The sequence below is a fragment of the Streptomyces sp. NPDC057616 genome (assembly GCF_042800575.1).
Classification (GTDB): Bacteria; Actinomycetota; Actinomycetes; order Streptomycetales; family Streptomycetaceae; genus Streptomyces.
In genome coordinates, this window is sequence record NZ_JBHVGU010000001.1 from 232,810 (window position 1) to 258,108 (window position 25,299).

Here is a 25,299-nt window from a genome sequence, read left to right on the forward strand (position 1 = left end):
GTCAGGGGTGATCGGTCGAGACAACCGGACAGGCCTCGCCGGTCAGGGCGTAGTCGAGACCTTCGTCGTACGACATCGCCGTGCCCTCCTCGTACGCCCGCTCGTAGACCTCGTCGCCGAGGCGGTCGCGCAGGGTGCGTTCGCGGGTGCGGCGGGCGTCGATCTGCTGGGGCGAGTCCATCTGGGCGCGCCCCAGCAGTTCCCAGATGCGCTCGCCGACGCCCTGGACGCGGGCGGCGAACCGGCCGTCGCCGCCCGTAGCCTCGGCCTGGGCCAGGACGTCGAGGGTGAAGGCCAGACCGAGCGTGTTGTGCAGCGACCGGTGTCCGGCCAGCGCGTCGCGGCAGTTGCCGCGCGCCGCCTCGGTGTCGCCGCGGGCGACGTCCAGCTGGGCGAGGATCGCGTCGATGAAAGCCCGCGACCAGCGTTCACCGCACTGCTCGCTGCTCGCCCTGGTCGCCCGTGCCGCCTCGCGCGCCTTGTCGAGGTCGCCGCTGTAGAGGTGGCTGTAGGTCACCCCCAGGCTGTTCATCACCTGGGCGGCTCCCCGCCAGTCCGTCCCGATGAGCAGCTGGGGGTTCGGCGCCAGCGCCTCGACCGCCTCGGGCAGCCGGCCGACCAGTGCCAGGTACCCGCCGGTGAGGTAGGCGGCGGCCGTGATCATCGCGGGGTCGCCGAGCTCGCGCGCCACCTCGGCGCACCGCACCCCCCAGCCCCGCATCACGTCGAGGTCGCCCTGGTTCATCGCCACCGCCCCGCGCGCCCACAGGGCCAGCACGAGATCCGGTCCCGGCACGTGCTCCCGCTCCAGCACCCGGTCCAGGCACAGCTGCGCGTCGCGCGGCATCCCGCAGTTGCGCCACAGGAAGCCCACACTGCCCGCCGTCTCCAGCGCGACCGGGCTGTCCGGCTCGGCCAGCGCGCAGTCCACCGCGGCCCGCAGATTGGCGTGTTCGGCGACGACACGGTCGCACCAGGCCACCTGCCGGCCCGTGTTCCAGTCGGAGCACGCCTCCCGCGCGAACCGCCGGTAGTGGTCGCGGTGGCGTAGCCGCAGGGCCTCCTCCTCGCCCAGCTCACGCAGCCAGCCGGCGCCGTACTCGCGGATGGTGTCCAGGAGCCGGAAGCGGTCGGGGTCGGCGGGATCGCGCAGCACGATCGACTGCTGCACCAGCCGCAGCAGCAGGCCCCGAACCTGGTCGGCGACGAGCGGCCCGCCCCCGCACACCCAGGTGGCGGCGCCGCCGGTGAACGTGCCGGCGAAGACCGACAGCCGGGCCCACAGCAGCCGCTCCAGCGGTGCGCACAGCTCGTGGCTCCAGCCGATGGTGGTGCGCAGGGTCCAGTGCCGCGGCGGTCCCTCGCCGTCGCACTCCTCCGTCTCGAGGAGCTCGAAGCGGGAGCGCAGGCGGTCGGTGAGGAGTTCGTGGAGCGCGCCGAGGCTGTGGGTGGCCAGCCGGGCCGCGGCGAGTTCGAGGGCGAGCGGGATGCCGTCGAGGGCGCGGCAGATGTCGCCCACCTCGCGGCGGTTCCGGCCGTCGAGCACGAAGCCGGGGTCGACGCGCGCGGCCCGCTGCGTGAACAGCGTCTCGGCGTCCGCCTGCTGATCGCCGTCCGGGTCGCCGACGGGCAGCGGGTCGACCGCGAGGACGCGCTCCCCCGGCAGCCCGAGCCGTTCCCGGCTGGTGGCGAGAACGCGCAGTCCCGGTGCGGCGATCAGCAGATCGGCGACGAGGTTCGCGCAGTCCGCCAGCAGGTGCTCGCAGGAGTCGAGGACGAGCAGCAGCTGCTTGTCCTGCGCCCACGCGCACAGCGCGTCCGTCACCGGGCCGGCCGACTGGTCGGCGAGCCGCAGCGCCTCCATCACGGCGAGCGGCACCTGCCCGGGGGTGCGGAGCGCGGACAGCTCCACCAGCCACACGCCGTCGGCGTAGCCCTTCGAGGCCCGTTCCGCCGCCCGGAGCGCGAGCCGCGTCTTGCCGACGCCGCCGACCCCGAGGAGGGTCAGCAGCCGCCCGTCCCCGCCGGGGCCCAACTCATCTTCCAGGCAGTCGAGTTCACCGATTCTGCCGACGAACGAGCGAGCGTCGGGGGGCAGGTTCCCGGGCCTGTGCACACCACTTTTGCGAGACACGTGCACCAGTGTCGCGGCCTCGGACGAACCCCTGCATCACATGGCCAACGACGACAGAAAGATCACGGGAATTGGACAGTTCGCGGCATATTCCGACGAGATGCGCTCAAGTCCATGTCGGCGCGCGACGGAAGGGAGATATTCGGACATCGTCGTGCGGTGGCGGCAGAGAGGGCGGCAAGGGCAACGCGATGAATGCCATGCACACACTTCCGATCGCACCGATCCTGATCGGAGCGCTTCTCTCCTGCCTCTGGCTGAACGTCAGGCGCACGCTGCTCGCCCTGGAGGCGGCTCTCGCCCAGGCCCGGGACGTGGCCCGGAGCACCCAGCACCTGATCCTGCGGCCCCTCTCCCGCGACCTGGCCGGCACACACGTGTGCACCCGCTACCACTGCGCCGGCTCCGAGTCGGCGATCGGCGGCGACCTGTACGACGTGGCGGTGACGCCGTACGGCCTCCGGGTCCTGGTCGGCGACGTCCGCGGGCACGGCCTGGAGGCCCTGCGGCTGACCGCGGCGACGATCGCCGCCTTCCGCGAACTGGCCTACACCGCTCCCGACCTGCCCACGCTCGTCACCCACCTCGACAAGCGGCTCGCCCCGGAGCTCGACGCCGAGGACTTCGTCACCGCGGTGCTCGCCGAGTTCGCGCCCGGCGAGGTCCGCCTGGTCAACTGCGGCCACCCCGCCCCGGTGCGCGCCGGGCAGCGCGTGGAGCTGCTCGAACCCCATGTGCCGGTACCGCCGTTGGGGCTGCACCCCGATCCGCGCCAGTACCGCTTCCACCTTCAGCCCGGCGACCGGCTGCTCCTCTACACCGACGGGCTCACCGACGCCCGCTCCGCCGACGGCACGCCGTTCCCGTTCCTGCCCGAGGTGACCTGCGCGCTGCGCGAGCCGCTGCCCGACGACGCGCTCGACTCCCTCTACGACCGGGTCGTCGCCCACGCCGGTGCCCGCCGCGCCGACGACCTGGCCCTGGTCCTGTGCCAGCCGGCCGAGTCACCGGCACGGATCATGACCGCGACCCGCCGGACGATCTGAGGCGGACCGGTCGGCCCACCACCCGGCGGGCCCGCCGCGAAGCCCCGTCCACAGGCGGCTCCCAGCCCATTTCTACGGACCGGTAGAGTGGCCAGGTCGTATCACACCCGTACGGGGGGAAGCCGGTGCAATTCCGGCGCTGACCCGCAACCGTGAACCGCCCCGGGGCGGCCAGCCGGACTGCTCCGTACGGTCGTGACCGGCTCACCTGTGCCGGCAACCCGCCGGCGCACCGCACCGTCGAGGCATACGGAGCCGAGCCGCCCGGGGTGTCCCCGTGCTGCCCGCTCCCGCAGGAGAGGCCCCCGCCGATCATGAACGTCGTCCGCCGCAGCGCAGCGGCCCTGGCCGCCATCGCCGTGATCGGCGCGGCCGCGCCCGCCGTCGCCGCATCCCCCTCGCCGTCCGCGTCGGCCGCGCTGCCCGACGGCCTGTACGGCACCTCCGACCCGAAGTACGACGGCGTCTGGCGCCAGTCGCTGGCCCTGCTCGCCCAGCACCAGACGGGCGTGACTCCGGCCGCGCAGGCGGTGGACTGGCTGGCGGGGCAGCAGTGCGCCGACGGGTCGTTCGCGCCGTTCCGCGCCGACGCCACCAAGGACTGCGACGCCAAGGTCATGGCCGACACCAACAGCACGGCCGCCGCCGTCCAGGCCCTCGCCGCGCTCGGCGGCCACGGCGCCGCGACCGGCCAGGCCGTCACCTGGCTGAAGTCCGTGCAGAACAAGGACGGCGGCTGGGGCTACTCGGCGGGCGGGCCGAGCGACGCCAACTCGACCTCCGTCGTCATCGGCGCGCTCGCCGCCGCCGGGCAGCAGCCCGAGCAGGTCACCAAGGGCGGCAAGTCCCCCTACGACGCCCTGCAGACGTTCGCCCTCCCCTGCGACGGCACGGACGCGGGCGCCTTCGCCTTCCAGCCGGACAAGAAGGGCAAGCTCGCCGCCAACGCGGACGCGACCGCGGCGGCCGTGGTCGGTGCGGTGGGCAAGGGCCTGACCGGGTCGCCCGAGATGCCGGCCGCCGACGCCGCGTCGTGCAAGGACGCGGACGGCCCCGGCCAGGCCGCGCAGAACGGCGCCGCGTACCTCACCAAGGCCCTGGCCAAGACCCACCACCTGACCACGGCGCTGCCGGGCGCCAAGCCCCAGCCCGACTACGGCAACACGGCCGACGCCGTCCTCGCCCTCGCGAGCGTCGGCCAGGGGCCCAAGGCGGCCGGCGCCGTGCGCTGGCTGGAGGCGAACGCCGGGCCGTGGGCGAAGCAGGCCGGCCCGGCCGCGTACGCCGAACTGATCCTCGCCGCCAAGGCGTACGGCGCCAACGTGCACGACTTCGGCGGCCAGGACCTGGTGCGGCTCCTCGACGCGACGGGTCCGAAGCCGGCCGCCACGGCCGTCCCCAGCGCCACGCCCGCCTCCGGCCTGGCCGCGGACCAGCAGGACGACGCGGGCTCCAACTCCGGCTTCGGCGCCTGGTGGATCGTCGGCGTCTTCCTCGTCGCCGGCATCGGCATCGGCTTCCTGCTCAGCGCCCGCAACAGGAAGTGACGGCCGTGATACGCCGCTGCGCCGTCCTGCTCGCCGCGCTGCTGCTGGGCCTGACCGCCACCGGCCAGGCCCACGCCACCGGCTACCGGTACTGGTCCTTCTGGGACCACGCCGGCGGCCGCTGGACGTACGCCACCCAGGGCCCCGCCACCGCCCGCCCGTCGGACGGCGACGTCCAGGGCTTCCGCTTCTCGGTGAGCGAGGACTCGGGCGACGCGTCGAAGCCGCGCGGCACGACGTCGTTCTCCGCGATCTGCGCGCGGACGCCGGCCAAGGAGGGCACCAAGCGCGTGGCGCTCGTCCTCGACTTCGGCACGGCGGCGGACGCCCCGTCCGGCGAGACGCCGCCGGCGGGGCGCACGGCCTGCGCGCGGATACCCGCCGACGCCACGACGGCCGACGCCCTGGCCGCGGTGGCCAAGCCGCTGCGCTACGACACCAACGCCCTGCTGTGCGCGATCGCCGGATACCCGCGGACGGGATGCGGCGAGCAGGTCGCGAGCGGTGCGAAGCCGACCGCGACAGGCAAGAAGCCGCAGCAGGCGACGAAGAGCGGCAGCGGCCCGTCGGTGGGCCTGTTCGCGGGCGCGGGCGCGGTGGCCCTGCTGGGCGCGGCGGCGGTGTGGCAGGCCCGGCGACGCCGTCATGGCTAGGACCTCTGGTGGGTGTCGCCGGACAGACGGGACGTCAGTCACAGGCCGTGGGCGCCCGGCGCTGCACCCAGGTGCCTGGTGGCTCTGGGCGCTCGGTCTCGGCACCGCGGCCACCCGCACCACCAACCCCCTCGTCCTGGCCCTGCTCATGGCGACATCCGCCTACGTCGTGGTCACCTGCCGCCCGCCCGCCCCCTGGGCCCGCTCCTACTCGGCGTTCCTCAAGCTGGCCCTCGCCGTCCTCGTCATCCGCCTCTTCTTCGCGGTGGCCCTCGGCTCCCCCGTCCCCGGCACGCACGTCCTGGTCACCCTCCCCGAAGTCCCCCTCCCGCACTGGGCGCAGGGCATCCGCCTGGGCGGCCGGGTCACCGCCGAGTCACTCGTCTTCGCCTTCTACGACGGGCTGAAGCTGGCCACGCTCCTCATCTGCGTCGGCGCCGCGAACTCCCTCGCCAACCCCTCCCGGCTGCTGAAGTCCCTGCCGGGCGCGCTGTACGAGACCGGTGTCGCGGTCGTCGTCGCCCTCACCTTCGCCCCGAACCTCATCGCCGACGTCCAGCGCCTGCGCGCCGCCCGCCGGCTGCGTGGCCGCCCCGACAGCGGCGTGCGCGGTCTGCTGCACGTCGGACTGCCGGTCCTGGAGGGCGCGTTGGAGCGTTCGGTCGCCCTCGCCGCGGCGATGGACGCCCGCGGCTACGGCCGCACCGCCGACGTCCCGCCCGCCGTGCGCCGCACCACCGCCGCCCTCACCCTCGGCGGCCTGCTGGGCGTCTGCGCGGGAACGTACGGACTGCTCACCGCCGAAGGCGGCACCTACGGCCTGCCGCTGCTGCTGGCCGGGGTCGCCGCGGCCCTGGCCGGCCTGCGGCTGGGCGGTCGCCGCAGTCTGCGCACGCGCTACCGCCCGGACCGCTGGGACGCCCGCGCCTGGCTGGTCAGCGGCTCCGGCGCCGCGGTCGCCGCGCTGCTCGCCCTCGCCGCCGCGAACGATCCGGCGCTGCACCCGGGCGTCGTCCCGCTCGTCGCCCCCGCCCTCCCGGTGTGGCCGGCCGCGGCCGTCCTCCTCGGCCTGCTGCCCGCCCTCGTCGCCCCCAAGGAGCCGTCGTGATCCGCTTCGAGGATGTCTCCGTGACGTACGACGGCGCGGCCGAACCCACCGTGCGGGGCGTCGACTTCGAGGTCCCGGAGGGCGAACTCGTGCTCCTGGTCGGCCCGTCGGGGGTCGGCAAGTCCACCGTGCTCGGCACGGTCAGCGGCCTGGTGCCGCACTTCACGGGCGGCACCCTGCGCGGCCGGGTGACGGTCGCGGGCCGCGACACCCGCACGCACAAGCCGCGCGAACTCGCGGACGTCGTGGGCACGGTGGGCCAGGACCCGCTCTCCCACTTCGTGACGGACACGGTCGAGGACGAACTCGCCTACGGCATGGAGTCGCTGGGCCTCGCGCCGGACGTGATGCGCCGCCGGGTGGAGGAGACCCTGGACCTGCTCGGCCTGAGCGATCTGCGCCACCGCTCGATCACCACCCTGTCCGGCGGCCAGCAGCAGCGGGTGGCCATCGGCTCCGTCCTCACCCCGCACCCCAGGGTGCTGGTCCTCGACGAGCCGACGTCCGCCCTGGATCCGGCTGCCGCCGAGGAGGTCCTCGCCGTCCTCCAGCGCCTGGTCCACGACCTGGGCACGACGGTCCTCATGGCCGAGCACCGCCTGGAACGCGTCGTCCAGTACGCGGACCAGGTCGCCCTGATGCCGTCGCCGGGAGCGCCGCCCCGGCTCGGCACCCCGGCCGCGATGATGGCCGTGTCCCCGGTGTATCCCCCGGTGGTGGCCCTGGGCCGCCTGGCCGGGTGGTCCCCGCTGCCCCTGACGGTCCGGGACGCACGCCGGCGGGCCGGAGCCTTCCGCGACCGTCTGTCCGGGCCGGCCGCGGCGCCCCACGAACCCGACGCCGTGGTGCGGCCGCCCGTCCCCGCCCCCGCGCCTCGCCGTTTCCGCAGGAAGACCCCGGTGAGCGCGGCCCCGCGGTTCGCGGCCGAGGTCCGCTCCCTGTCGGTCCGCCGTTCCGGCGTCCGGGCCCTGCGCGACGTGGACCTCACCCTCGCCCCCGGCGAGACCGTCGCCCTCATGGGCCGCAACGGCGCCGGCAAGTCCACCCTGCTCAACACCCTCGTGGGCCTGGTCGCCCCCACCACCGGCGAGGTCCTGACCACCGGCCTCACCCCGCACCGCACGGCCCCCCAGGACCTCGTACGCCGCGTGGGGCTGGTCCCTCAGGAACCCCGCGACCTGCTCTACGCGGACACGGTCGCCGCCGAGTGCGCCGCCGCCGACCGCGACGCCCGGGCCGAGCCCGGCACCTGCCGCGCCCTGGTGTCGAAGCTGCTGCCCGGCATCCCCGACGGCACCCATCCGCGCGACCTCTCCGAGGGCCAACGCCTCACCCTCGCGCTCGCGGTCGTCCTCACCGCGAGCCCGCCCCTGCTCCTCCTCGACGAACCGACCCGCGGCCTCGACTACGCGGCCAAGGCCCGCCTCGTCACCCTGCTCCGCGCGCTCGCGGCCGACGGCCACGCGATCGTCCTGGCCACCCACGACGTGGAACTGGCCGCCGAACTCGCCCACCGGGTGGTCCTGCTCGCCGAGGGCGAGGTGATCGCCGACGGCCCCACGGCCGAGGTCGTCGTCTCCTCCCCCTCCTTCGCGCCGCAGGTCACCAAGATCCTGGCCCCGCAGGAGTGGCTCACGGTCGCGCAGGTCCGGGAGGCACTGGGATGACCGTGCACGCCCAGGAATCCACCCGCTCCGCAGCGGCAACCGCCCAGGCCAGGGCCATCCGCCTCGGCCCCCGCTCCGTCGCCGCCCTCGCGCTCGTCAGCGTGATCGGCGTCGCCGCCTTCGGCTGGCCCTTCCTCGCCCCGCCCACCTCGACGCTCAACGCGCACGCGCAGGACGCCCCCTGGCTCTTCGCCGGTCTGCTGGTCCTGCTGGTCGCCGTCGTGGCGGCGACCATCGCCGAGTCGGGGCTCGGCCCGAAGGCCGTCGCCATGCTCGGCGTGCTAGCGGCGACCGGTGCCGCGCTGCGCCCGATCGGCGCCGGGACCGCGGGGATCGAGCCGATGTTCTTCCTGATGGTGCTGAGCGGCCGGGTCCTGGGCCCGGGCTTCGGCTTCACCCTGGGCTCGCTCACGATGTTCGCCTCGGCGCTGCTGACGGGCGGGGTCGGCCCGTGGATGCCGTTCCAGATGCTGGCGATGGGCTGGTTCACCATGGGCGCGGGCCTGCTGCCCGGCCCGGACCGGCTGCGCGGGCGCGGCGAGATCGGCCTGCTCGCCGCCTACGGCTTCCTGGCGGCGTTCGCCTACGGCACGATCATGAACCTGGCCGGCTGGCCCTTCATGGGCGCCCTCGCCTCCGGCATCGCCTTCGACCCGCACGCGACCGTCCCCGCCAACCTGGCCCGTTTCGTGGCGTACTGCGCCGCCACCTCGCTGGGCTGGGACATGGGCCGGGCCCTGGTCACGGTGGTGCTGACGCTCGCACTCGGCCCGGCCGTGCTCAAGGCGCTACGCAGAGCCACCCGCCGGGCGGCCTTCGAGACCGCGGTCACATTCGACCCCCGTTGAACGGTGAACCGCCCCACATGACTCACGTCACTCACTAATCCCCCTAGTAGTACATTTCGGACGCCATGCTCACGCCAAAACAGCGTCCGACCTGCACTTTGAGAGCCAGATCACACGAACCTCAGCGCCCCCAGATGCGACCACAACTAGTAAAAGGGGGCATTGCGGACGCCTTTCGAGCCTGTTTCTCTGGACGACGTCGCACGGCGCCGACGTGCCCCCAGGGCCTCGGCGCCGCCGCATGCTCCGGCTTGCGGGCGACGTCCTGTCCCCGAAGAAAAGGTTCCTCGTGACTGTCTCCCGCATCGTCCGCCCGTTCTCGTCCCCGAAGAAGGCCCTCGCCTCCGCCGCCGTGGCCGCCGCCACCGCCGGCATGGTGCTGACCGCGGCTCCCGCTCACGCCGCGACCGCCAACTCGGCCACCGACGCCCGGTCGATCGCGCACAAGATGATCCCGAGTGCCGCGCAGTACAACGCCTTCAGCAAGATCGTCGAGCGCGAGAGCGGCTGGAACGTCACCGCGACCAACTCGTCCTCCGGCGCCTACGGCCTGGTCCAGGCCCTGCCGGGCTCGAAGATGGCCAGCGCCGGTTCGGACTGGAAGACCAACGCCAAGACCCAGATCAAGTGGGGTCTGGACTACATGAACTCCCGCTACGGCAGCCCGGTCGGCGCCTGGTCCTTCTGGCAGACCCACGGCTGGTACTGATCAGCCCACCCGGTCGAAGAACCGCACCACCTGCGGCGCCGACACAGCGAACGAACCGAAGTGGTCCACGTCCCCCTGGTCCACCACGCGCACCCTCGCCCCGAACCGGGCGAGGGTGCGCTCGCATGTCCGGGCGTTGCCGATGGGCACGTCGGTGTCGCCGTCACCCGCGTACAGCCGCACCGGCACGTCCGGCTTCCAGTCGCAGGTCTGGTCGGCCGCGCGCATCGCGGTCAGCAGCGGGCCGTCCGGGTGCCGTAGACGCTCGTGGAAGCGGGGCGTGAGGAGCTGTTTCACGGTCGGTGCGAGGCCCTTGAGCACGTCCTCCTCCTCGTGACGGCCGTCGAAGAGGCGCGTGACGCGGCTCGCGTACGGGGCGCGGAAGGCCTCGGCCGGGTCGTCGTAGAAGTGGTGGAGCCTGTTCTGCGCGACCAGCCAGTACGCGATGTAGAGGACGCCGCTGGTGTCGTTGACGCGGCCGTCGAAGAGGGCGGGCATCTCCTGGCCCCGCAGGTCGTACGGTCCGCTGACCGGCGCCAGGGCCTTGAGGCGGAAGTGCCGGTCGGCGCCCGACCGCAGCGCCTTGCCGAGCGCCATCGCCACCTGGCCGCCCTGGGAGAACCCGGTCGCGTAGACGTCGCCGGTGACCGGGCGGCCGAGCCGGTCCGCGGCCGTGCGGGCGGCGCGCAGCATGTCGAGCGAGGCGGTGACGGAGGAGCGGGTGTCCATGTACGGATGCCGGCCCGGCCCCTCGCCGAGGCCCAGATAGTCGGGCGCGGCGACCGCCCGCCCGTCCGAAGCGTTCAGATACGACGGCACCCGCCCGGTGTCCTCGCTCGCGGACGGAGCGTAGCCGCGGTCCACCATCGTGCCGTGCGTGTCGGAGACCAGGTCGAGCCGGTGAGCGCCGCCCTTGGGCAGGGTGAGCAGGCCGGTCGCGGTCGTGCGTTTACCCTGCGGGTCCACCGTCCGGTACGTCAGCCGGTACGCCCGTACGCCGTACCGCACCCCGTCGGCCGCGACGTGCCGCCCGGCCAGGAAGGCCCTGACCTGGGCGGCGTCGTGATCGGCCACCGGGGTGACGGAGACCAGGGCGCCGCGGCGGCCGCCGGTGTGCGGGTGCCCGGCCGCCGCGGCGACCGGTGCGGCCGCGAGCCCCGCGAGGAGCAGGGCCGCCGCTCCGGCGAGTCCCCGCCGGGTGTGCCAACTGATCCCGCTTTCATGGCATTTGCGTGTCTCGTCACTCATGTCGTAGACGCTACGTACGCGACCCGCGCGCCGACATCCGAGCGTCCCCCGCCTCCGTGGTGGACTTGGGTACACCGCGTCCCTACCGCCCACCGGAGTGGCCATGCCCGAGCAGAGCACCGACCCGCAGGCGGCCGATCCGGGCCGGGAGGCCCGCGGACTGCCGCTGGTGATGGTCCTGTTGGGGCTGACGGTGGTCAGCGGACTGATCGACGCGGTGAGTTACCTGGGGCTCGGGCACGTCTTCACCGCCAACATGACCGGCAACGTGGTGGTGCTGGGCTTCGCCGCGGCCGGCGCCCCGGGTTTCTCGGTGCCGCACACCGCGACCTCGCTGGTGTGCTTCCTGCTGGGCGCGGTGGCCGGCGGCCGGGTCGGGCGGTGGCGGGGCGAGGGCTCGCGCCGCACCTGGGCGCGGCTGGTCCTCGCCGCGGAGGCGATCCTGGTCGGCGCGTCCGCCGCCGTCGCCTTCGCCGCCCCGCACGCCACGGCCACCGTCTACGCCCTGATCGCCCTGACCGCCTTCGCGATGGGCCTGCGCAACGCCACGGTCCGCAGGCTCGGCGTCGCCGACCTGACGACCACGGTCCTGACGATGACGTTGACGGGCCTCGCCGCCGACTCCCGTGCCGGCGGCGGCTCGGGAGGGCGCTCGCCCCGCCGCTCGGCCTCCGTGGTGGCGATGGCGGCGGGCGCCGGCCTGGGCGCGTGGCTGGTGCTCCACCACGGCCTCGGCATCCCGCTGCTGGTCGCGGCGGGGGCGGCGGGACTGTTCGCGCTGGTGGCGTCGGGCCACGAGTGACCGGCGCACCCGCGTGTTCGGCGGTTCCGGCTCAGCCGAGTTCGACCGTGATGCGATGGTCCGGCGTGCCGTCCTTGGCCAGGATCGAGTGCTCTTCGGCGACCGCCCGGTACAGGCGAATCCCGCTGTCGCCGCGCACGTCGTCGAGCGTCCACGCCCGGCCGCCGTGCCGCAGCGAGCGGCGTGAGAACACCTCGAGCGCGCGCTCGGCGGCGTCCGTCTCCTCCACGGCCCCGGCGACGGCGGACATGTAGGCGCCCTGGCCGGTGCCGATCGGCGCCGACGAGTCGAAGACGGCGATGCCCACCTCGGGCCGTACCGCGATGTTGCGCGAGTGCCGTGCTCCCGGCGAGGAGACCCACACGAACTCCCGGCAGTCCACGTGCGCGAAGTAGACGGGCGAGCTCCACGGCCGCCCGTCCGCGTCGGCGGTGGCGAGGACCATGTACAGACCGGCGTCGACGATGCCCCGTACGATCTCGTCCGGCTTCATGGGCGCCCGCTCCTGCGGTAGTTGAGGACGAAGTCCCGCTCGTACGGAGCCGCCTCGCCCTTGGCGATCTCCCAGGCGCCGCGGATCGTGTCGCCGTCCGCGCCCAGGTGGCCGACGTAGCGCTGGCGGAAGTCGAGCGGCGTGAAGTCCGGCTTCTCGCGCAGGAGTTGCCACACGCCGTCGGCGAAGGTCATGGCGTAGAGCCGTACGACTCCGCGGGAGTCGTAGTAGTGCTGGGTGTAGCCGCCGGTGTCCGGGTCCACGGCGATGATCGCCATGGCGTCCGGTGCGGGGTTCGGCGCCTCGACCCGCTGGACGAGGTACTGCCGGTCCAGGGCCCACTCGAAGACGCTCCGCCCGGGTGGCACCTCCAGCCCGGGGAACTCGGCCTCCACGGCCCACGCCCCGACCAGGACGTCCAGCCGGTCCAGCGCCGCCTGCCGTGCCGCAGCGTCCACCGCGACCACCTCCCTCTCATGGAAGGGCAGACGTCACCCGCACCCGAAACTCATCGGTCGGCGTCCAGGTTCAGCCGTGCCGTGCGCAGGCCGTTCTCCCCGGGGTGCCGGGTGCGGTTGCCCACGGTCGCGCCGGGAGGCGCCGCGGACGCGCCGATCTCGAAGCCCAGGCCCCGCGGGAAGCCCATTCCCGGTCCCCGGTCCCCGGTCCCCGGGGCAGGTGGCGAGGACCGTGCGCACGCCCCGCCCGGCCGCCTCCTCGGCGAGCCGCCGCGCGACGCCGGTCCCGATCCCCTGCCGCCGGACCCCGGGCGCGAGGAGGAACACCCCGACCGAGCAGCTGCCCGTATCGGGATGCCGGTCCACGACATCGACCGGCCCTACGACGTCGTCCGCGCCCGGGCACACCACGAGCAGCCGCTTCTGCTCGAAGTCCGCGCCCTCGGGCAGCGCGTAGTACAGGCTCTGCACGTCCGCCGGAAGGGCATGCGTCCCGGTCGCCGAGACCTCGATCTCGTCCATGGCCCACCTGCCTCGTCCGCCGCTCCACCGGTACGGGCGGCAAGGCCGGTGCCGCCCGTACCGGCCCGGTGTCAGTGCCGGATGGCATGCTCTGCGGCCATGGACGGACAGCAGTTCTGGCAGCTCATCGAGGCCGCCCGCGGGCAGGTGACCGACGCGGAGGACGCGGAGGCGGTCGCCCGCCGCGCCTGCGCCCTGCTCGCCGAGCGGCCGGTGGAGGAGATCGTCGCCGCCCAGCAGGCGCTGTGGGACGTGATGGCGCGGTCGTACACGAACCCGCTGTGGGCCGCCGCCTACGTCGTCAACGGCGGCTGCTCCGACGACGGCTTCGACTACTTCCGCGGCTGGCTGATCGCGCAGGGCCGCGAGGTCTTCGAGCGCGTGACGGCCGACCCCGACGCCCTCGCGGAGCTGCCCGTCGTGCGGGCGGCGGCCGACGAGTGGCTGGAGCTGGAGTGCGAGGAGGTGCTGGGCATCGCCTGGAGCGCGCACCTGACGGCGACCGGCGAGCAGCTGCCCGCCGGCGCCCTCACCATCACCTACCCGCCGCTGGACCCGTCCTGGTCCTTCGACTTCGACGACTCGGGCGAGATGGCCCGCCGGCTGCCCCGCCTGGCCGCGCTCCACCGCGACCAGCCGGCGCTACGCCTGCTGCACGGCACCGCCCTCCTTCACCGCTCTGCGGGATCTCCACTCCTTGCGGAAGAAGTAGGCGCGCAGGGCGCCGACCGCGAGGAACAGCAGGCCGATGCCGGCCCGGCCCAGGCCTCCTGCCGTGAAGAACCAGTAGAAGGCGAGGCCGGAGAAGAAGGCGCAGATCGCGAGGATCAGCGGTTCGCGGATGTAGAAGGGCAGGACGCGGAGGATTACGTTGATCAGCATGGGGTAAGTTGATCAGTTCGCTTCAAGCCCGACAAGGGGTTGCCGCGGCCGCCACACGTGGTTACCGCAGCCGCTGGAGGATCGTCCCGGTGGCCAGGCCGCCGCCCGCACACATCGTGACGAGCGCGAACTCCTTGTCGCTGCGCTCCAGTTCGTGCAGGGCGGTGGTGATCAGCCGCGCGCCCGTCGCACCGACCGGATGCCCGAGGGCGATCGCGCCACCGTTGACGTTGACCTTCTCCAGGTCCTGGTCGAAGACCTGCGCCCAGCTCAGCACCACCGAGGCGAACGCCTCGTTGATCTCGACGACGTCGATGTCCTTGAGCGACATGCCGGCCTTGCCGAGCACCGCGCGCGTGGCGTCGATCGGGCCGTCCAGATGGAAGTGCGGGTCGGAGCCCACCAGCGCCTGGGCCACGATCCGCGCCCGCGGCCTCAGCTTCAGGGCACGCGCCATCCGCTTCGACGCCCACATGATGGCGGCCGCGCCGTCGCTGATCTGCGAGGAGTTGCCCGCCGTGTGCACGGCGGTGGGCATGACCGGCTTGAGGCGCGCGAGGCCCTCCATCGTCGTGTCGCGCAGCCCTTCGTCGCGGTCGACGAGCCGCCACATGCCCTGCCCGGCCCGCTGCTCGTCCTCGGTGGTCGGCACCTGGACGGCGAACGTCTCCTTCTTGAACCGCTCCTCGGCCCAGGCCACGGCGGCCCGCTCCTGCGAGATCAGGCCGAGGGAGTCGACGTTCTCCCTGCTCAGACCGCGATGGCGGGCGATGCGCTCGGCGGCCTCGAACTGGTTGGGCAGGTCGACGTTCCACTCGTCGGGGAACGGCTTGCCGGGGCCGTGCTTGGACCCGGAACCCAGCGGCACCCGCGACATCGCCTCGACGCCGCAGCTGATGCCGACGTCGATGACCCCCGCGGCGATCATGTTGGCGGTCATGTGCGAGGCCTGCTGCGAGGACCCGCACTGGCAGTCGACCGTCGTCGCGGCGGTCTCGTACGGCAGCCCCATGGTGAGCCAGGCCGTGCGCGCGGGGTTCATGGACTGCTCGCCGGCATGGGTCACCGTGCCGCCGACGATCTGCTCGACCGCGTCGGCGGGGATGCCGGTGCGGCCGAGGAGTTCACGGTAGGTCTCGCCCAGGAGATAGGCGGGGTGCAGATTGGCGAGCGCTCCACCGCGCTTGCCGATGGGGGTGCGTACGGCTTCGACGATCACGGGTTCCGCGGCCATGGTGGGGGATCCTCTCCTCCGGTACCCGCGCGGCGCGGGGGCGTCCCGGCCGGCCCCGCCACGCTGAACTAGTACGTGTTCTAGTTCTGCATGCAGTCTGCTGACCCCACGGTCACAACCGCAAGGGTCGTGCACGCAATTCGGGGTGCCGCGCCTCTTGCCTCTTGTAGAACCCGTTATTACCTTCACGGCAAACCTGATGGAGCGTCAGAACACAGGCTGGAGTCGCCCATGCCCTGTCCAGCACTCCCCGAAGGGTTCGACTTCACCGATCCCGACCTGCTGCACCACCGCGTCCCCCTGCCGGAGTTCGCCGAACTGCGGCGGGCCGAACCGGTGCGCTGGATCCCCCAGCCGGGCAACGTCGCCGGCTTCCAGGACGAGGGGTACTGGGCCGTCACCCGGCACGCGGACGTCAAGTACGTGTCCACCCACCCCGAGTTGTTCTCGTCCTGGCAGAACACGGCGATCATCCGCTTCAACGAGCACATCGAGCGCGACGCGATCGACATGCAGCGGCTGATCCTGCTCAACATGGACCCGCCCGAGCACACCCGCGTCCGCCAGATCGTGCAGCGCGTCTTCACCCCGCGCTCCATCAGGGCGCTGGAGGAACGGCTGCGCGAGCGCGCCCACTCCATCGCGCAGAACGCCCGCGCCCAGGACGGCACCTTCGACTTCGTCACCGAGGTCGCCTGCGAACTGCCCCTGCAGGCCATCGCCGAACTCATCGGCATCCCGCAGGACGACCGGGCCAAGATCTTCGACTGGTCCAACAAGATGATCTCGTACGACGACCCGGAGTACGCGATCACCGAGGAGGTAGGCGCCGAGTCGGCGACCGAACTCATCGCCTACGCCATGAACATGGCCGCCGACCGCAAGCAGTGCCCGGCCAAGGACATCGTCACCACGCTGGTGGCGGCGGAGGACGAAGGCAACCTGAACTCCGACGAGTTCGGCTTCTTCGTGCTGATGCTCTCGGTCGCGGGCAACGAGACCACCCGCAACGCCATCACCCACGGCATGCACGCGTTCCTGACCCACCCCGACCAGTGGGAGCTCTACAAGAGGGAGCGGCCGCAGACGGCGGCCGAGGAGATCGTCCGCTGGGCGACCCCCGTCAACGCCTTCCAGCGCACCGCGACCCAGGACCTCGAACTCGGCGGCAAGCGGATCAGGAAGGGCGACCGGGTCGGCATCTTCTACGCCGCCGCCAACCACGACCCCGAGGTCTTCACCGACCCCGGCTCCTTCGACATCCTGCGCGACCCCAACCCCCACCTCGGCTTCGGCGGCGGAGGCCCCCACTACTGCCTCGGCAAGTCCCTGGCCGTCCTGGAGATCGACCTGATCTTCAACGCCATCGCCGACGCCCTGCCCGGCCTCACCCTGACCGGCGACCCCGACCGCCTGCGCTCCGCCTGGATCAACGGCGTCAAGCACCTCCAGGTCCAGGCCGGTTGACGAACGCGGGCCGGCGGCCTCCCGGATCCGCCGGCCCGTTCCGCTCACGCGACTCCCGAGGAGCGGCCGGAGCCCCGTCCAGCGTTGCCCGTTCACCCGATCCCGTCGGCGCTCCCCTTCCTCTAGAGTGAGTGGATCTGGCAGGACTCGGGGGACGAGTGATGGCGCGGATCGTCGGTGTGCACGGGGTGGGCAAGCAACGCCTGGGCAGCAACACGCTGCTGAAGGACTGGGAACCGGCCCTCGCCGACGGGCTGGAGCGGGCCGACGGACCGCGGCTTGAGGCGGGTGATCTCCGGATCGCGTTCTACGGCGACCTGTTCCGGCCACCAGGGCAGACCCTGTCCGTGGGCGACCCCCTGTTCACCGCGGACGACGTCGACGAGGGTTTCGAGACCGAGCTCCTCATGGAGTGGTGGTCGGCGTGCGCCGTGAAGGACCCCGCGGTGCCGCCACCGGGCGGTGACACGCTGGCGCGTTCCCCCCGTGCCGTGCAGACAGCCGTGCGCGTCCTGCAGAACTCGCGCTTCTTCGCGGACGTGTCCCTCCGCGCCCTTGTCTTCGACCTGAAGCAGGTACGCCGCTATCTGACGGACCCGGAGATCCGCGCGGCGGCCCGAGAGCGCGTGGAGGGGGCCATCGGCCCGGACACGCGGGTGGTGATCGCGCACTCGCTCGGCTCGGTGGTGGCCTACGAGGCGCTGTGTGCTCGTACGGACCATCAGGTCCGGGCACTGGTGACGCTGGGATCGCCCCTCGGGATGCGTATGGTGTTCGAGCGGCTGCAGCCGGAGCCGGGAGCGTGGCCGGGGGGTTCGCCGGATGCCCCGCAGTGGTCGAACATCGTCGACGAGGGCGACGTGGTGGCCGCCGTGCAGGACCTCTCCCTCTACTTCGGCACAGGGGTCGCCGGGAGGGCCGTGCACAACGGCTCCCACGCGCACGACGCCACGCTCTACCTGACCGCAAAGGAGACGGGTCAGGCGGTGATGGAGGGCCTGGCATGAGCGAGAACGGCCCGCGCCGCTTTCTGATCGCGACAGCGGTCAGCCACTACGCACACGCGCCGGAGTGGGACCGGCCCGGCCTCGTCGAAGCACGCCGCAAGATGGTGGAGCTGTTCACGGCCAAGCTCGGCTACGAACACGTCTCCGACCTCGGCGCGAACCCCACACAACAGCAACTGCTTTATGAACTGCGAGAGTTCTGCCGCTCGGAGGACCGGCGCCCCGACGACATCCTGGCCGTCTACATCGCCGGGCACGGGGAGCGACTCGACAACGAGGAGTACGTCCTCCTCACGTCCGACACGAACCCCGACGACCTCTACGACGCGCTGCAGCCGGGCCAGCTGGCGCGCAAGATCCTCGCCGGCACGAAGGTGCGGCGGCTGCTGCTGATGCTGGACACGTGCTTCTCCGGCCAAGGTGGCAATGAACTCCTGTCCTCGGTCGCCAAGTTGAAGAGCGGCTGGCGGGAGAGGGACACGGGTCTGGCCGTGATCACGTCGGCCCAGCCCAACGAGCTCGCCCAGACCGGTGCCTTCCCCGAGTTGCTGGCCGAGGCGATGACCAGCCCGGTCACGGCCGGACACACACCCGAGCTGCTGTCGCTGGACGCGGTGGTCAACGCCACGCGCACCAACCCCAAGCGCCCTGACTTCCAGCACATCGGTCTGGAGATCATCGGCCTCACCGGCGCGATTCCCCCCTTCCTGCCCAACGCCAAGCACAGCCCCCGCCTGTCCCACACCGACATGGCCCTACAACAGACGGCGGAGTGGGACGAGCAGGACAGACGGCGGGACGTGGAGTTCCGTACCCGCCTGCTGCGGCGCGCGATGGGACATCGCGACGAACAGCACGTGGGGTGGTGGTTCTCAGGGCGAAGCTCGGCACTGGAGAGCATCACAGGGTGGCTGCGCGACCTGCCGGACGACCGGCCCACGCTGGTGGTCACCGCCGACCCGGGTTCGGGAAAGACCGCCGTGCTGGGACTGCTCGCGGCGATGAGCGATCCCGAATACCGGCGCACCGTGCCGATGGCGTCCCTCGGCCTGACGAGCGCGCGGCTTCCCCCACTCGGGGCCATCCGCACCTCCGTGTACGCCCAGAGCCTGACCGATCAACAGGTCGTGCGCGCGCTCGCGGCCGCGCTGCGGCTGCCCCCGGCGGAGGCAGTGGCAGACCTGTTGAACCACCTGAACACGCGTGGTGAGCCGGAGCGTCCGGACGTCGTGCTGATCGACGGTCTCGACGAGGCGGCCACGCCGTCAACGCTGTGCGCGCAGGTGCTACGGCCTCTGATGGAACTGGCCGGCGCGCATCTGCGACTGCTGCTGGGAACCCGCCCGCACCTGCTGACCCCGCTCGGTCTGCGGCGCGAGGGGCACATCGACCTCGACTCCCCCGCCTACGCGGACCCTGACGCCGTCAGGACCTACGCCGTCCGCAACCTCATCGACGCGCATCCCGGCAGTCCGTACCTCGACTGCGAGCGCGGGGAGCTGCTCGCGGTGGCGAACGCCGTCGGCAGGGCGGCCGGCCGTTCGTTCCTCGTGGCGCGCATCACGGCAGGCATGCTCGCGGCAGCACCCGAACTGCCCGACCTCCGCGATCCGAGCTGGCACAGTTCACTGCCGAGAGCTGCGGCGGATGCCATGCACCGGGATCTGCACCAGCGGTTCGGCGAGGACGCCCGGCGGATCCTGGACCTGTTGCGTCCGCTTGCGTATGCGCAGGGGCAGGGCCTGCCCTGGGAGGATGTCTGGGCACCGCTCGCCTCGGCGCTGTCCGCGCGACGTTACACCAACGACGACCTGCTCCAGCTCCGGCGAAATGCGGGGGCGTATGTGGTGGAGGCCAGCGAGGACGGGCGGTCCGTGTACCGCCTGTACCACGAGGCGATGGCTGAATATCTGCGCCAGAGGCAGGACCCCGGGGCTGCGCACCAGGCATTCACGACCACTCTGCGGCGGACATTGCCGTACCTGGTGGACGGGACGCGCGACTGGGGCCGGGCCCACCCCTACGCGCTGCGCCACCTGGCCACGCACGCGGCCGCCGCGGGCATGCTGGACCTGCTGCTGTCCGACCTCGAATACCTGGTCCACGCCGACTGCGACACCCTGGCGCCCCATCTGATGAAGGCCGAGAGCGACACCGCACGGCTCCACGCCGCCATGTACGTCGTCTCCTTCCACGTCCACCGCGGCCTGGACGTGGAGGGCCGACGCCAGCTCCTCGCCGTGAACGCCGCTCGCTTCAACGAGCCGACCGCCCTGGAGACCCTCAACAGCCGCGCGGCGGAGGGAGCGTGGAAACCCCTCGCGGCGACCGGTTCCCAGGTGTCGGCCCATATGCGCCATGTTCTCGCAGGTCACACGGACGCCGTGGACGCGGTGGCATGCACGGAGCTGAACGGCCGCCCGGTCGCCGTGTCCGCGGCCCGGGACCACACGCTCCGGATCTGGGACCTGACCACCGGCCAGCCCGTGGGGAACCCGCTGACAGGCCATTCGGACGACGTGTTCGGACTGGCGTGCACGCGAGTCGACGGCCGTCCGGTCGCCGTGTCGGCCTCCAATGACGGCACCGTGAGAGTCTGGGACCTGGCCACAGGCCGGCCCCTCGGACAGCCGCTCACCGGCCACACCGCAAAAGTCGATCTGCTGGCGTGCACTCAACTCGACGGCCGTCCGATCGCCGTCAGCGGCGCGGACGACAACACGTTCCGTCTCTGGGATCTGGCCACCGGCCACCCTCTGGGCAAGCCCGTGGCAGACCTGACCAACCTGACCGCGCTGGCTTGCACCATGGTGGAGGGCCGCCAGGTCGTGGTCACGGGCTCTTATGGGCCTATGCTCAGCGTGTGGGACCTGAGCACCCAACGCCTGCTGGATCGTTGGCAGGGTGAGGAGTCGTTCTGGTTCAAGGCACTGGCCTGCACCGAATTGAACGGCCGCACAGTGGCGGTCGCATTCACCAGTACGGGAGAAGGACTCATCTGGGACCTGAGCACCTGCCGGCTCCTGTCCACATGGGAAGAGCCCAGCGGTGACCCCTCCTCGGTCGTGTGTGCGGAGCTGAACGGTCGCAGTGTCGCCATCGTCGGCTGCCGCGACGCCTCCACGAGGATCATGGACCTGGCGGATCAAACGCAGGTGGAGCCCCTTCTGAAGGGACACAGCGCGGGCGTGCGGGCGGTGGCCGTCTCCTCCCTGTCCGGGCAACCGGTCGTCGTCACAGGGTCGTTCGACAACTCGGTCCGAGTCTGGGATCTGTCACCTCGCCGGGCTCTTGGCTACCCGGTGACCGCCCACACCAACGACGTGACCGACATGGATCTGACCGTCGTCAATGGACGACCCGCCTTTGTCACCATTTCCGACGACAGGACGGTGCGCTTGTGGGATCGCGCCACTGGCCTGCCTCTTGGCCCTCCCCAGGACGGTCATGCAGGTGAGGGAGGGACGCTGTGCTGCGTGATGCTCGGCGATCGCCCGGTGGCCGTCAGCGGAAGCTTCGACCACTCGGTGCGGGTGCGGGATGTGGAGACAGGGCGGCCTCTGTACGCGCCTCTGGAGTTCCCCTTTCAGATCGTCACCGATGTGACATGCACCGTCCTGAACGGTGATCCCATCGCGGTCGTGGCCCTCGGAAGCAATCAGATCCGGGTCTGGAAGATCGAAACCGGCGAAGAGCTCTACGCTCCCCTCGAGGGACACGACCAGATCGTGTCCGGCGTCGCCTGCGCATCGCTGGACGGTCGTCAGGTGGCCGTCACCAGCTCCGCCGACAACACCATGCGCCTATGGGACCTGACCACCGGCCGCCCTGTGGGGGCGAGCATGCCCGGTAGTTGGGGCCCCGTCGCCTGCACGGTGCTGAACGAACGTCCGGTGGCCGTGAGTTGTCTGGACCGCGCGACGATCCACGTCCGGGATCTGCGCACCGGCCGGCCGGTGGGCGGACGGATGTCGGGGCACACCGGTTACGTCCATGCCCTGGTGTGCGGCCAGTTGGACGGCCGCCCGGTGGTCGTGGCCGGCTCCTCCGACAACACCGTGCGCATCTGGGACCTTCACACCGGCAACCCCGTCGACGTCATCCGCGTGCCAGGTGCCTGCCGCGCCCTAGCCCTCGACGAAACCGGCTTGCTGATCTGCTCCTTCGGCGCCGACGTGGGGATCTTCCGCAGAAGCTGACCGCACGCGTGTCCGCCCCACCAGATGCCGGACGACGTGTTCCGCGTCGCGGCCGACGCCCTGGATCATCGACGAGGCCATCGCGTACTGGAAGAGGCGGCCGACGAAGTACAGGCCCGGCTGCGTGTCCACCACGCCGCGGTACTGGGCCGGTTCGCCGTCCTCGCCGAAGACGTGCGTGTCCGGCAGGTCGATCCAGGAGGTGTCCGGCCGGAAGCCCGTGCACCACACGACGTTGGCGACGTCCGCCGCCGTGCCGTCGGCGAGCAGCGGGCGTCCGTCGCGCACGCCGGTCGTCCGCGCCACGCGCTCGACGCCCGCCGCCTTCAGGTCGGCGGACTTCACGCGGATCAGCGGGGCGCTGTGCGCGAGGACCCTCGGGCGGACCTTGCGGCCGATGGGCGTGCGGACGGTGAGCAGATGGCGGAAGAGGAAGAACAGGGCGGGGACCAGGACCCGGGCGGGACGCCGGTCGATGTGCCACGGGAGCTGTCCCGGGTGCGGTCCGGAGAGCAGCACGCGGTGGGTGCGGGCGAGTTCGAGCGCGATGTCGGCGCCCGAGTTCCCGGCGCCGACGACCAGGACCGGACCGTCCTGCAGCTGGTCCGGGCCGCGGTAGTCGACCGCGTGCAACTGGCGGACGCCCTGGGCGAGTTGAGAGGCATGGTCGGGGGTCTTCGGCAGCCGGTCGTAGCCGGCCGCGATCACGACGTTCGCGGCCTCGTAACGCAGGTCGCCGTCCGTCTCGACGACGTAGCGGCCGCCGTCGTACGACACCCGGCGCACCGCGGTCCGGGTGCGCACCGGGAGTTCCGCCCAGGCCGCGTACGCCTGGAGGTAGTCGGCGAACTCGTCGCGGGTCGGGAAGGCCCAGGCGGGGCCGGGATACGGCAGGCCGGGCAGGCCGTCGAACCGCGCCGGGCTGAACAGCCGCAGCGAGTCCCAGCGGGCGCGCCAGGCGTCGCCGACGCGCTCGCCCGCGTCGAGGATCACGAACGGGCGTCCCCGCCGGGCCAGGTGGTACCCGGTCGCCAGGCCCGCCTGACCGCCGCCGACGACGACGGTCTCGATGCGCTCGGTGCTCATGACAGCTCCTTGGTGGTGCGGCGGTGGTCGGGAGGTGTCCGGCGGTCGGCCTCGTAGATCTCCAGCGCCTGCCGCAGCAGCCGCTCGGCCTCGGCGTACTCCCCCAGCAGCCGCAGCAGGGTGCCGAGATCGGCGGCGCTGTCGGCGAGCCGGAGCCGTGCGCTGCGGACCTGCTCGCGCAGGCTGTGCGGGGTCTGGTCGTCGGACACGTGTCGATGCTCGGCCCGGGGCCTGCGCGGGCGCATCGACAGGAATGCCCAACCGCGGGGCGGGCGTATGGGTGGTTCTGCGCAGGCCGGCCACGCGGGCCGTGCTACGCCGATGCGTCCCGCTCCACCAACCCGTGCTCGAAGGCATACGCCGCGGCCGCCGTGCGCGAGGTGACCTCGAGCTTGGTGAAGATGTTGCTGATGTGACGGGCGACAGTCTTCTCGCTGAGAACCAGCGGCGGGCGCACGCGTGGCCGCGCAGTCGCCGACACCCCGCGCGGGGCTACGCCGACGCGTCCCGCTCCACCAACCCGTGCTCGAAGGCATACGCCGCGGCCGCCGTGCGCGAGGTGACCTCGAGCTTGGTGAAGATGTTGCTGATGTGACGGGCGACAGTCTTCTCGCTGAGAACCAGTTCGGCGGCGATGGCGTGGTTGCTGCGGCCGCGGGCGATCAGCCGGACGACCTCCAGTTCGCGCGGCGAGAGGGGGGACGGCGGCGGCCCGCCGGGGCCCGGGGCGAGGCGCCGGACGCGAGTCACGTCGGGGTCCGCGCCGAGCCGCTCGAACACCTGCCGGGCCGCGTCCAGCTCCAGGCCCGCCGACCCCTCGTCGCCGAGCGCCCGGCAGGCGAGGCCCACCAGGACCCCGACCCGCGCGGCCTCGTACGGCACGTCCAGCTCCCGCCACAGCCGCCCGGCCTCCCTCAGAGGCGGCAGCGCCTCCCGGGCCGCGCCGTCGGCGAGCCGTACGGCGCCGGCCGCCTGCCCGGCCATGGCGTGCAGGGCGACCGCTCCGTGGTCACGGGCGATCGCGCGCAGCTCGTCGGCGGCCGGCGCCGCCTCGCGCGGGCCGTCCGCCGGATCCGCGAGCAGGATCTCCACCGCGGCCGGCAGCAGCCGCGCCCGGCGCATCGGCTCCATGGTCTCGGCCAGGGCGCGCCGGATCGCCGCCGTCGCCTCCTCGCGGCGGCCGCGGGCCAGCCAGAGCAGCGCGAGGCCCGGCTGGGCGTCCCAGCCATGGTGCAGGGTGTCGCGGTATGCCCGCTCGGCGTCCGTGAACTCGCCGCGCAGCCGGTGCAGTTCGGCCAGCTGGTAGAAGGCGCCGCCCGCCGCGCCCTCGCCGTAGCCGGCGGTCAGCTGGGCACAGGCCAGGCGGGCCTCGCGGACCGCGTCCGGCCAGGCGCCGCCGAGCTGGAGCAGGGCGACCCGGTGCACCCGGCACAGTCCGCGGTAGGCGCCGGTGAAGTCGGGCTGGGCGGCGCACCACTCGGCCAGCGCCTCGCTCCACTCCTGGGCGCGGCGCAGTTCCTGCAGCTCCTGGCAGGCGCCGATGACCACGCAGTAGATCATCCCGGTGCAGCGCGCGGAGACCCCGCCCTCGGCGACCGTCATCATGGCGTCGTCGAGCTCGGCGAGCCCGGCGGCGACGGCGCCGTTGCTGACCAGCGCGAGGCCGCGCGTCATCGTCGTACCGGCCGCGAGGTCGGGGTCCGTGCCGGGGCGCGCCGCGTCGGGCAGCCGGTTCACCGCCTCCAGCATCTGGGTGAACTCGCCCGCCCGGAAGTGGAGTTCGACCTCCAGCAGCACCAGGTACGCGCACTCCGCGCAGCCGGGCTCCGTCGCCGCGAGCCGCCGCGCGCGGGCCAGCCAGGCGCCGGACTGCGCGAACTCGCCACCCCAGGCCAGTGCCTTGCACAGCCAGTAGCCGCAGCGCAGCGCCCGCCCGACGGCCCCGGCCTCGGCGTGCGCGGTGTAGGCGCGCCTGAGCAGCGCCACCGCGTCGTCGCACTGGCCCAGCATGTCCGCAGCCTCGGCGAGCAGCTCCAGGTCGGCGGTGTCCAGCGGCCGCTCGGCGTCGGCCGCGCCCAGCGCGTCGTAGGCCTCGGTCCAGGCCAGCGCGCGGGCGGCCTCCCGCCCCCGTACGACCCGAGCGTCCCAGTCCATGGCGCCTCCGCTCACATTTCACCGCAAGCGGGGCA

The 25,299-nt window shown here is 72.7% G+C and carries 22 protein-coding genes and 1 riboswitch; of the genes, 12 read left to right on the forward strand and 10 right to left on the reverse strand.

The window, feature by feature from the left end:
• Position 1 precedes the first annotated feature (1 nt).
• Positions 2 to 2,134, reverse strand: a complete 2,133-nt coding sequence (locus tag ACFU97_RS01090) for an ATP-binding protein (protein WP_384249119.1) — start codon at positions 2,132 to 2,134, stop codon at positions 2 to 4.
• Positions 2,135 to 2,334: 200 nt separating this feature from the next.
• Between ACFU97_RS01090 and ACFU97_RS01095 the strand changes: the two genes are divergently transcribed.
• The 7 genes from ACFU97_RS01095 to ACFU97_RS01125 all read left to right on the forward strand — a co-directional run bounded on the left by ACFU97_RS01095 (position 2,335) and on the right by ACFU97_RS01125 (position 9,712).
• Positions 2,335 to 3,180, forward strand: coding sequence for a PP2C family protein-serine/threonine phosphatase (locus tag ACFU97_RS01095; protein WP_384249121.1), 846 nt, complete (start codon positions 2,335 to 2,337; stop codon positions 3,178 to 3,180).
• Positions 3,181 to 3,297: 117 nt separating this feature from the next.
• A riboswitch (cobalamin riboswitch) is annotated at positions 3,298 to 3,361 on the forward strand.
• Between the two features lie 133 nt (positions 3,362 to 3,494).
• On the forward strand, positions 3,495 to 4,727 hold the full coding sequence (locus tag ACFU97_RS01100) for a prenyltransferase/squalene oxidase repeat-containing protein (protein WP_384249124.1): 1,233 nt from the start codon (positions 3,495 to 3,497) through the stop codon (positions 4,725 to 4,727).
• 5 nt (positions 4,728 to 4,732) lie between these two features.
• Complete coding sequence (locus tag ACFU97_RS01105) at positions 4,733 to 5,380, forward strand: SCO2322 family protein (RefSeq protein ID WP_384249126.1); 648 nt, start codon at positions 4,733 to 4,735, stop codon at positions 5,378 to 5,380.
• Positions 5,373 to 6,488, forward strand: coding sequence for an energy-coupling factor transporter transmembrane component T (locus ACFU97_RS01110; RefSeq protein WP_384249129.1), 1,116 nt, complete (start codon positions 5,373 to 5,375; stop codon positions 6,486 to 6,488). The genes ACFU97_RS01105 and ACFU97_RS01110 overlap by 8 nt, the downstream gene beginning before the upstream one ends.
• The gene (locus tag ACFU97_RS01115) at positions 6,485 to 8,155 is read left to right on the forward strand and encodes an ABC transporter ATP-binding protein (RefSeq protein ID WP_384249131.1); all 1,671 of its coding nucleotides are present in this window, start codon (positions 6,485 to 6,487) and stop codon (positions 8,153 to 8,155) included. Before ACFU97_RS01110 ends, ACFU97_RS01115 begins: the two co-directional genes overlap by 4 nt.
• Complete coding sequence (locus ACFU97_RS01120; protein ID WP_384249133.1) at positions 8,152 to 9,003, forward strand: ECF transporter S component; 852 nt, start codon at positions 8,152 to 8,154, stop codon at positions 9,001 to 9,003. The genes ACFU97_RS01115 and ACFU97_RS01120 overlap by 4 nt, the downstream gene beginning before the upstream one ends.
• Positions 9,004 to 9,292: 289 nt before the next feature.
• Entirely contained in the window at positions 9,293 to 9,712 is a 420-nt protein-coding gene (locus ACFU97_RS01125; RefSeq protein ID WP_384249135.1) for a transglycosylase SLT domain-containing protein, read from the forward strand.
• Here the strand turns inward: ACFU97_RS01125 and ACFU97_RS01130 are convergent, their stop codons facing one another.
• Positions 9,713 to 10,960, reverse strand: coding sequence for an alpha/beta hydrolase family protein (locus ACFU97_RS01130; protein ID WP_384249137.1), 1,248 nt, complete (start codon positions 10,958 to 10,960; stop codon positions 9,713 to 9,715).
• A gap of 103 nt (positions 10,961 to 11,063) precedes the next feature.
• On the opposite strand from ACFU97_RS01130, the gene ACFU97_RS01135 reads away from it, so the two are divergent.
• Positions 11,064 to 11,762, forward strand: a complete 699-nt coding sequence (locus ACFU97_RS01135) for a YoaK family protein (protein WP_384249140.1) — start codon at positions 11,064 to 11,066, stop codon at positions 11,760 to 11,762.
• 31 nt (positions 11,763 to 11,793) lie between these two features.
• Here ACFU97_RS01135 and ACFU97_RS01140 read toward each other — a convergent pair whose 3' ends face one another.
• The 3 genes from ACFU97_RS01140 to ACFU97_RS01150 are packed head-to-tail and all read right to left on the reverse strand — an operon-like array spanning position 11,794 to position 12,901.
• Positions 11,794 to 12,255, reverse strand: a complete 462-nt coding sequence (locus ACFU97_RS01140) for a pyridoxamine 5'-phosphate oxidase family protein (RefSeq protein WP_384249142.1) — start codon at positions 12,253 to 12,255, stop codon at positions 11,794 to 11,796.
• Entirely contained in the window at positions 12,252 to 12,713 is a 462-nt protein-coding gene (locus ACFU97_RS01145; RefSeq protein WP_384249144.1) for a hypothetical protein, read from the reverse strand. The genes ACFU97_RS01140 and ACFU97_RS01145 overlap by 4 nt, the downstream gene beginning before the upstream one ends.
• Before the next feature lie 50 nt (positions 12,714 to 12,763).
• On the reverse strand, positions 12,764 to 12,901 hold the full coding sequence (locus tag ACFU97_RS01150) for a hypothetical protein (RefSeq protein WP_384249146.1): 138 nt from the start codon (positions 12,899 to 12,901) through the stop codon (positions 12,764 to 12,766).
• 433 nt (positions 12,902 to 13,334) lie between these two features.
• Between ACFU97_RS01150 and ACFU97_RS01155 the strand changes: the two genes are divergently transcribed.
• Positions 13,335 to 14,129, forward strand: coding sequence for a DUF4240 domain-containing protein (locus ACFU97_RS01155; RefSeq protein ID WP_384249149.1), 795 nt, complete (start codon positions 13,335 to 13,337; stop codon positions 14,127 to 14,129).
• Between the two features lie 49 nt (positions 14,130 to 14,178).
• Here the strand turns inward: ACFU97_RS01155 and ACFU97_RS01160 are convergent, their stop codons facing one another.
• The gene (locus ACFU97_RS01160; RefSeq protein WP_384249151.1) at positions 14,179 to 15,351 is read right to left on the reverse strand and encodes a steroid 3-ketoacyl-CoA thiolase; all 1,173 of its coding nucleotides are present in this window, start codon (positions 15,349 to 15,351) and stop codon (positions 14,179 to 14,181) included.
• A gap of 231 nt (positions 15,352 to 15,582) precedes the next feature.
• On the opposite strand from ACFU97_RS01160, the gene ACFU97_RS01165 reads away from it, so the two are divergent.
• The 3 genes from ACFU97_RS01165 to ACFU97_RS01175 all read left to right on the forward strand — a co-directional run bounded on the left by ACFU97_RS01165 (position 15,583) and on the right by ACFU97_RS01175 (position 22,024).
• On the forward strand, positions 15,583 to 16,818 hold the full coding sequence (locus ACFU97_RS01165) for a cytochrome P450 (RefSeq protein ID WP_384249154.1): 1,236 nt from the start codon (positions 15,583 to 15,585) through the stop codon (positions 16,816 to 16,818).
• Between the two features lie 161 nt (positions 16,819 to 16,979).
• Positions 16,980 to 17,825 (forward strand): hypothetical protein, encoded by an 846-nt coding sequence (locus tag ACFU97_RS01170; protein ID WP_384249156.1) that lies wholly within the window; start codon positions 16,980 to 16,982, stop codon positions 17,823 to 17,825.
• The gene (locus tag ACFU97_RS01175; RefSeq protein ID WP_384249158.1) at positions 17,822 to 22,024 is read left to right on the forward strand and encodes a caspase family protein; all 4,203 of its coding nucleotides are present in this window, start codon (positions 17,822 to 17,824) and stop codon (positions 22,022 to 22,024) included. Before ACFU97_RS01170 ends, ACFU97_RS01175 begins: the two co-directional genes overlap by 4 nt.
• Here ACFU97_RS01175 and ACFU97_RS01180 read toward each other — a convergent pair.
• The 4 genes from ACFU97_RS01180 to ACFU97_RS01195 all read right to left on the reverse strand — a co-directional run bounded on the left by ACFU97_RS01180 (position 21,953) and on the right by ACFU97_RS01195 (position 25,264).
• Positions 21,953 to 23,110 (reverse strand): flavin-containing monooxygenase, encoded by a 1,158-nt coding sequence (locus tag ACFU97_RS01180; protein WP_384249161.1) that lies wholly within the window; start codon positions 23,108 to 23,110, stop codon positions 21,953 to 21,955. The genes ACFU97_RS01175 and ACFU97_RS01180 overlap by 72 nt on opposite strands.
• Positions 23,107 to 23,319 (reverse strand): tetratricopeptide repeat protein, encoded by a 213-nt coding sequence (locus tag ACFU97_RS01185; RefSeq protein WP_384249163.1) that lies wholly within the window; start codon positions 23,317 to 23,319, stop codon positions 23,107 to 23,109. Before ACFU97_RS01185 ends, ACFU97_RS01180 begins: the two co-directional genes overlap by 4 nt.
• Before the next feature lie 104 nt (positions 23,320 to 23,423).
• Positions 23,424 to 23,591, reverse strand: coding sequence for a response regulator transcription factor (locus ACFU97_RS01190; protein ID WP_384249165.1), 168 nt, complete (start codon positions 23,589 to 23,591; stop codon positions 23,424 to 23,426).
• A gap of 11 nt (positions 23,592 to 23,602) precedes the next feature.
• Positions 23,603 to 25,264: a LuxR C-terminal-related transcriptional regulator gene (locus ACFU97_RS01195; protein ID WP_384249168.1), complete on the reverse strand. Its 1,662-nt coding sequence runs from the start codon at positions 25,262 to 25,264 to the stop codon at positions 23,603 to 23,605.
• Between the last annotated feature and the right edge of the window lie 35 nt (positions 25,265 to 25,299).

What these genes read in the sequence shown, in the direction of transcription:
- ACFU97_RS01170 (WP_384249156.1), top strand. Translation starts at nt 16,980, where the DNA reads ATGGCGCGGATCGTCGGTGTGCACGGGGTGGGCAAGCAACGCCTGGGC.
- ACFU97_RS01100 (WP_384249124.1), top strand. Translation starts at nt 3,495, where the DNA reads ATGAACGTCGTCCGCCGCAGCGCAGCGGCCCTGGCCGCCATCGCCGTG.
- ACFU97_RS01175 (WP_384249158.1), top strand. Translation starts at nt 17,822, where the DNA reads ATGAGCGAGAACGGCCCGCGCCGCTTTCTGATCGCGACAGCGGTCAGC.
- ACFU97_RS01160 (WP_384249151.1), bottom strand. Translation starts at nt 15,351, where the DNA reads ATGGCCGCGGAACCCGTGATCGTCGAAGCCGTACGCACCCCCATCGGC.
- ACFU97_RS01195 (WP_384249168.1), bottom strand. Translation starts at nt 25,264, where the DNA reads ATGGACTGGGACGCTCGGGTCGTACGGGGGCGGGAGGCCGCCCGCGCG.
- ACFU97_RS01165 (WP_384249154.1), top strand. Translation starts at nt 15,583, where the DNA reads ATGCCCTGTCCAGCACTCCCCGAAGGGTTCGACTTCACCGATCCCGAC.
- ACFU97_RS01095 (WP_384249121.1), top strand. Translation starts at nt 2,335, where the DNA reads ATGCACACACTTCCGATCGCACCGATCCTGATCGGAGCGCTTCTCTCC.
- ACFU97_RS01110 (WP_384249129.1), top strand. Translation starts at nt 5,373, where the DNA reads ATGGCTAGGACCTCTGGTGGGTGTCGCCGGACAGACGGGACGTCAGTC.
- ACFU97_RS01155 (WP_384249149.1), top strand. Translation starts at nt 13,335, where the DNA reads ATGGACGGACAGCAGTTCTGGCAGCTCATCGAGGCCGCCCGCGGGCAG.
- ACFU97_RS01120 (WP_384249133.1), top strand. Translation starts at nt 8,152, where the DNA reads ATGACCGTGCACGCCCAGGAATCCACCCGCTCCGCAGCGGCAACCGCC.
- ACFU97_RS01150 (WP_384249146.1), bottom strand. Translation starts at nt 12,901, where the DNA reads ATGGGCTTCCCGCGGGGCCTGGGCTTCGAGATCGGCGCGTCCGCGGCG.
- ACFU97_RS01135 (WP_384249140.1), top strand. Translation starts at nt 11,064, where the DNA reads ATGCCCGAGCAGAGCACCGACCCGCAGGCGGCCGATCCGGGCCGGGAG.
- ACFU97_RS01140 (WP_384249142.1), bottom strand. Translation starts at nt 12,255, where the DNA reads ATGAAGCCGGACGAGATCGTACGGGGCATCGTCGACGCCGGTCTGTAC.
- ACFU97_RS01180 (WP_384249161.1), bottom strand. Translation starts at nt 23,110, where the DNA reads ATGAGCACCGAGCGCATCGAGACCGTCGTCGTCGGCGGCGGTCAGGCG.
- ACFU97_RS01130 (WP_384249137.1), bottom strand. Translation starts at nt 10,960, where the DNA reads ATGAGTGACGAGACACGCAAATGCCATGAAAGCGGGATCAGTTGGCAC.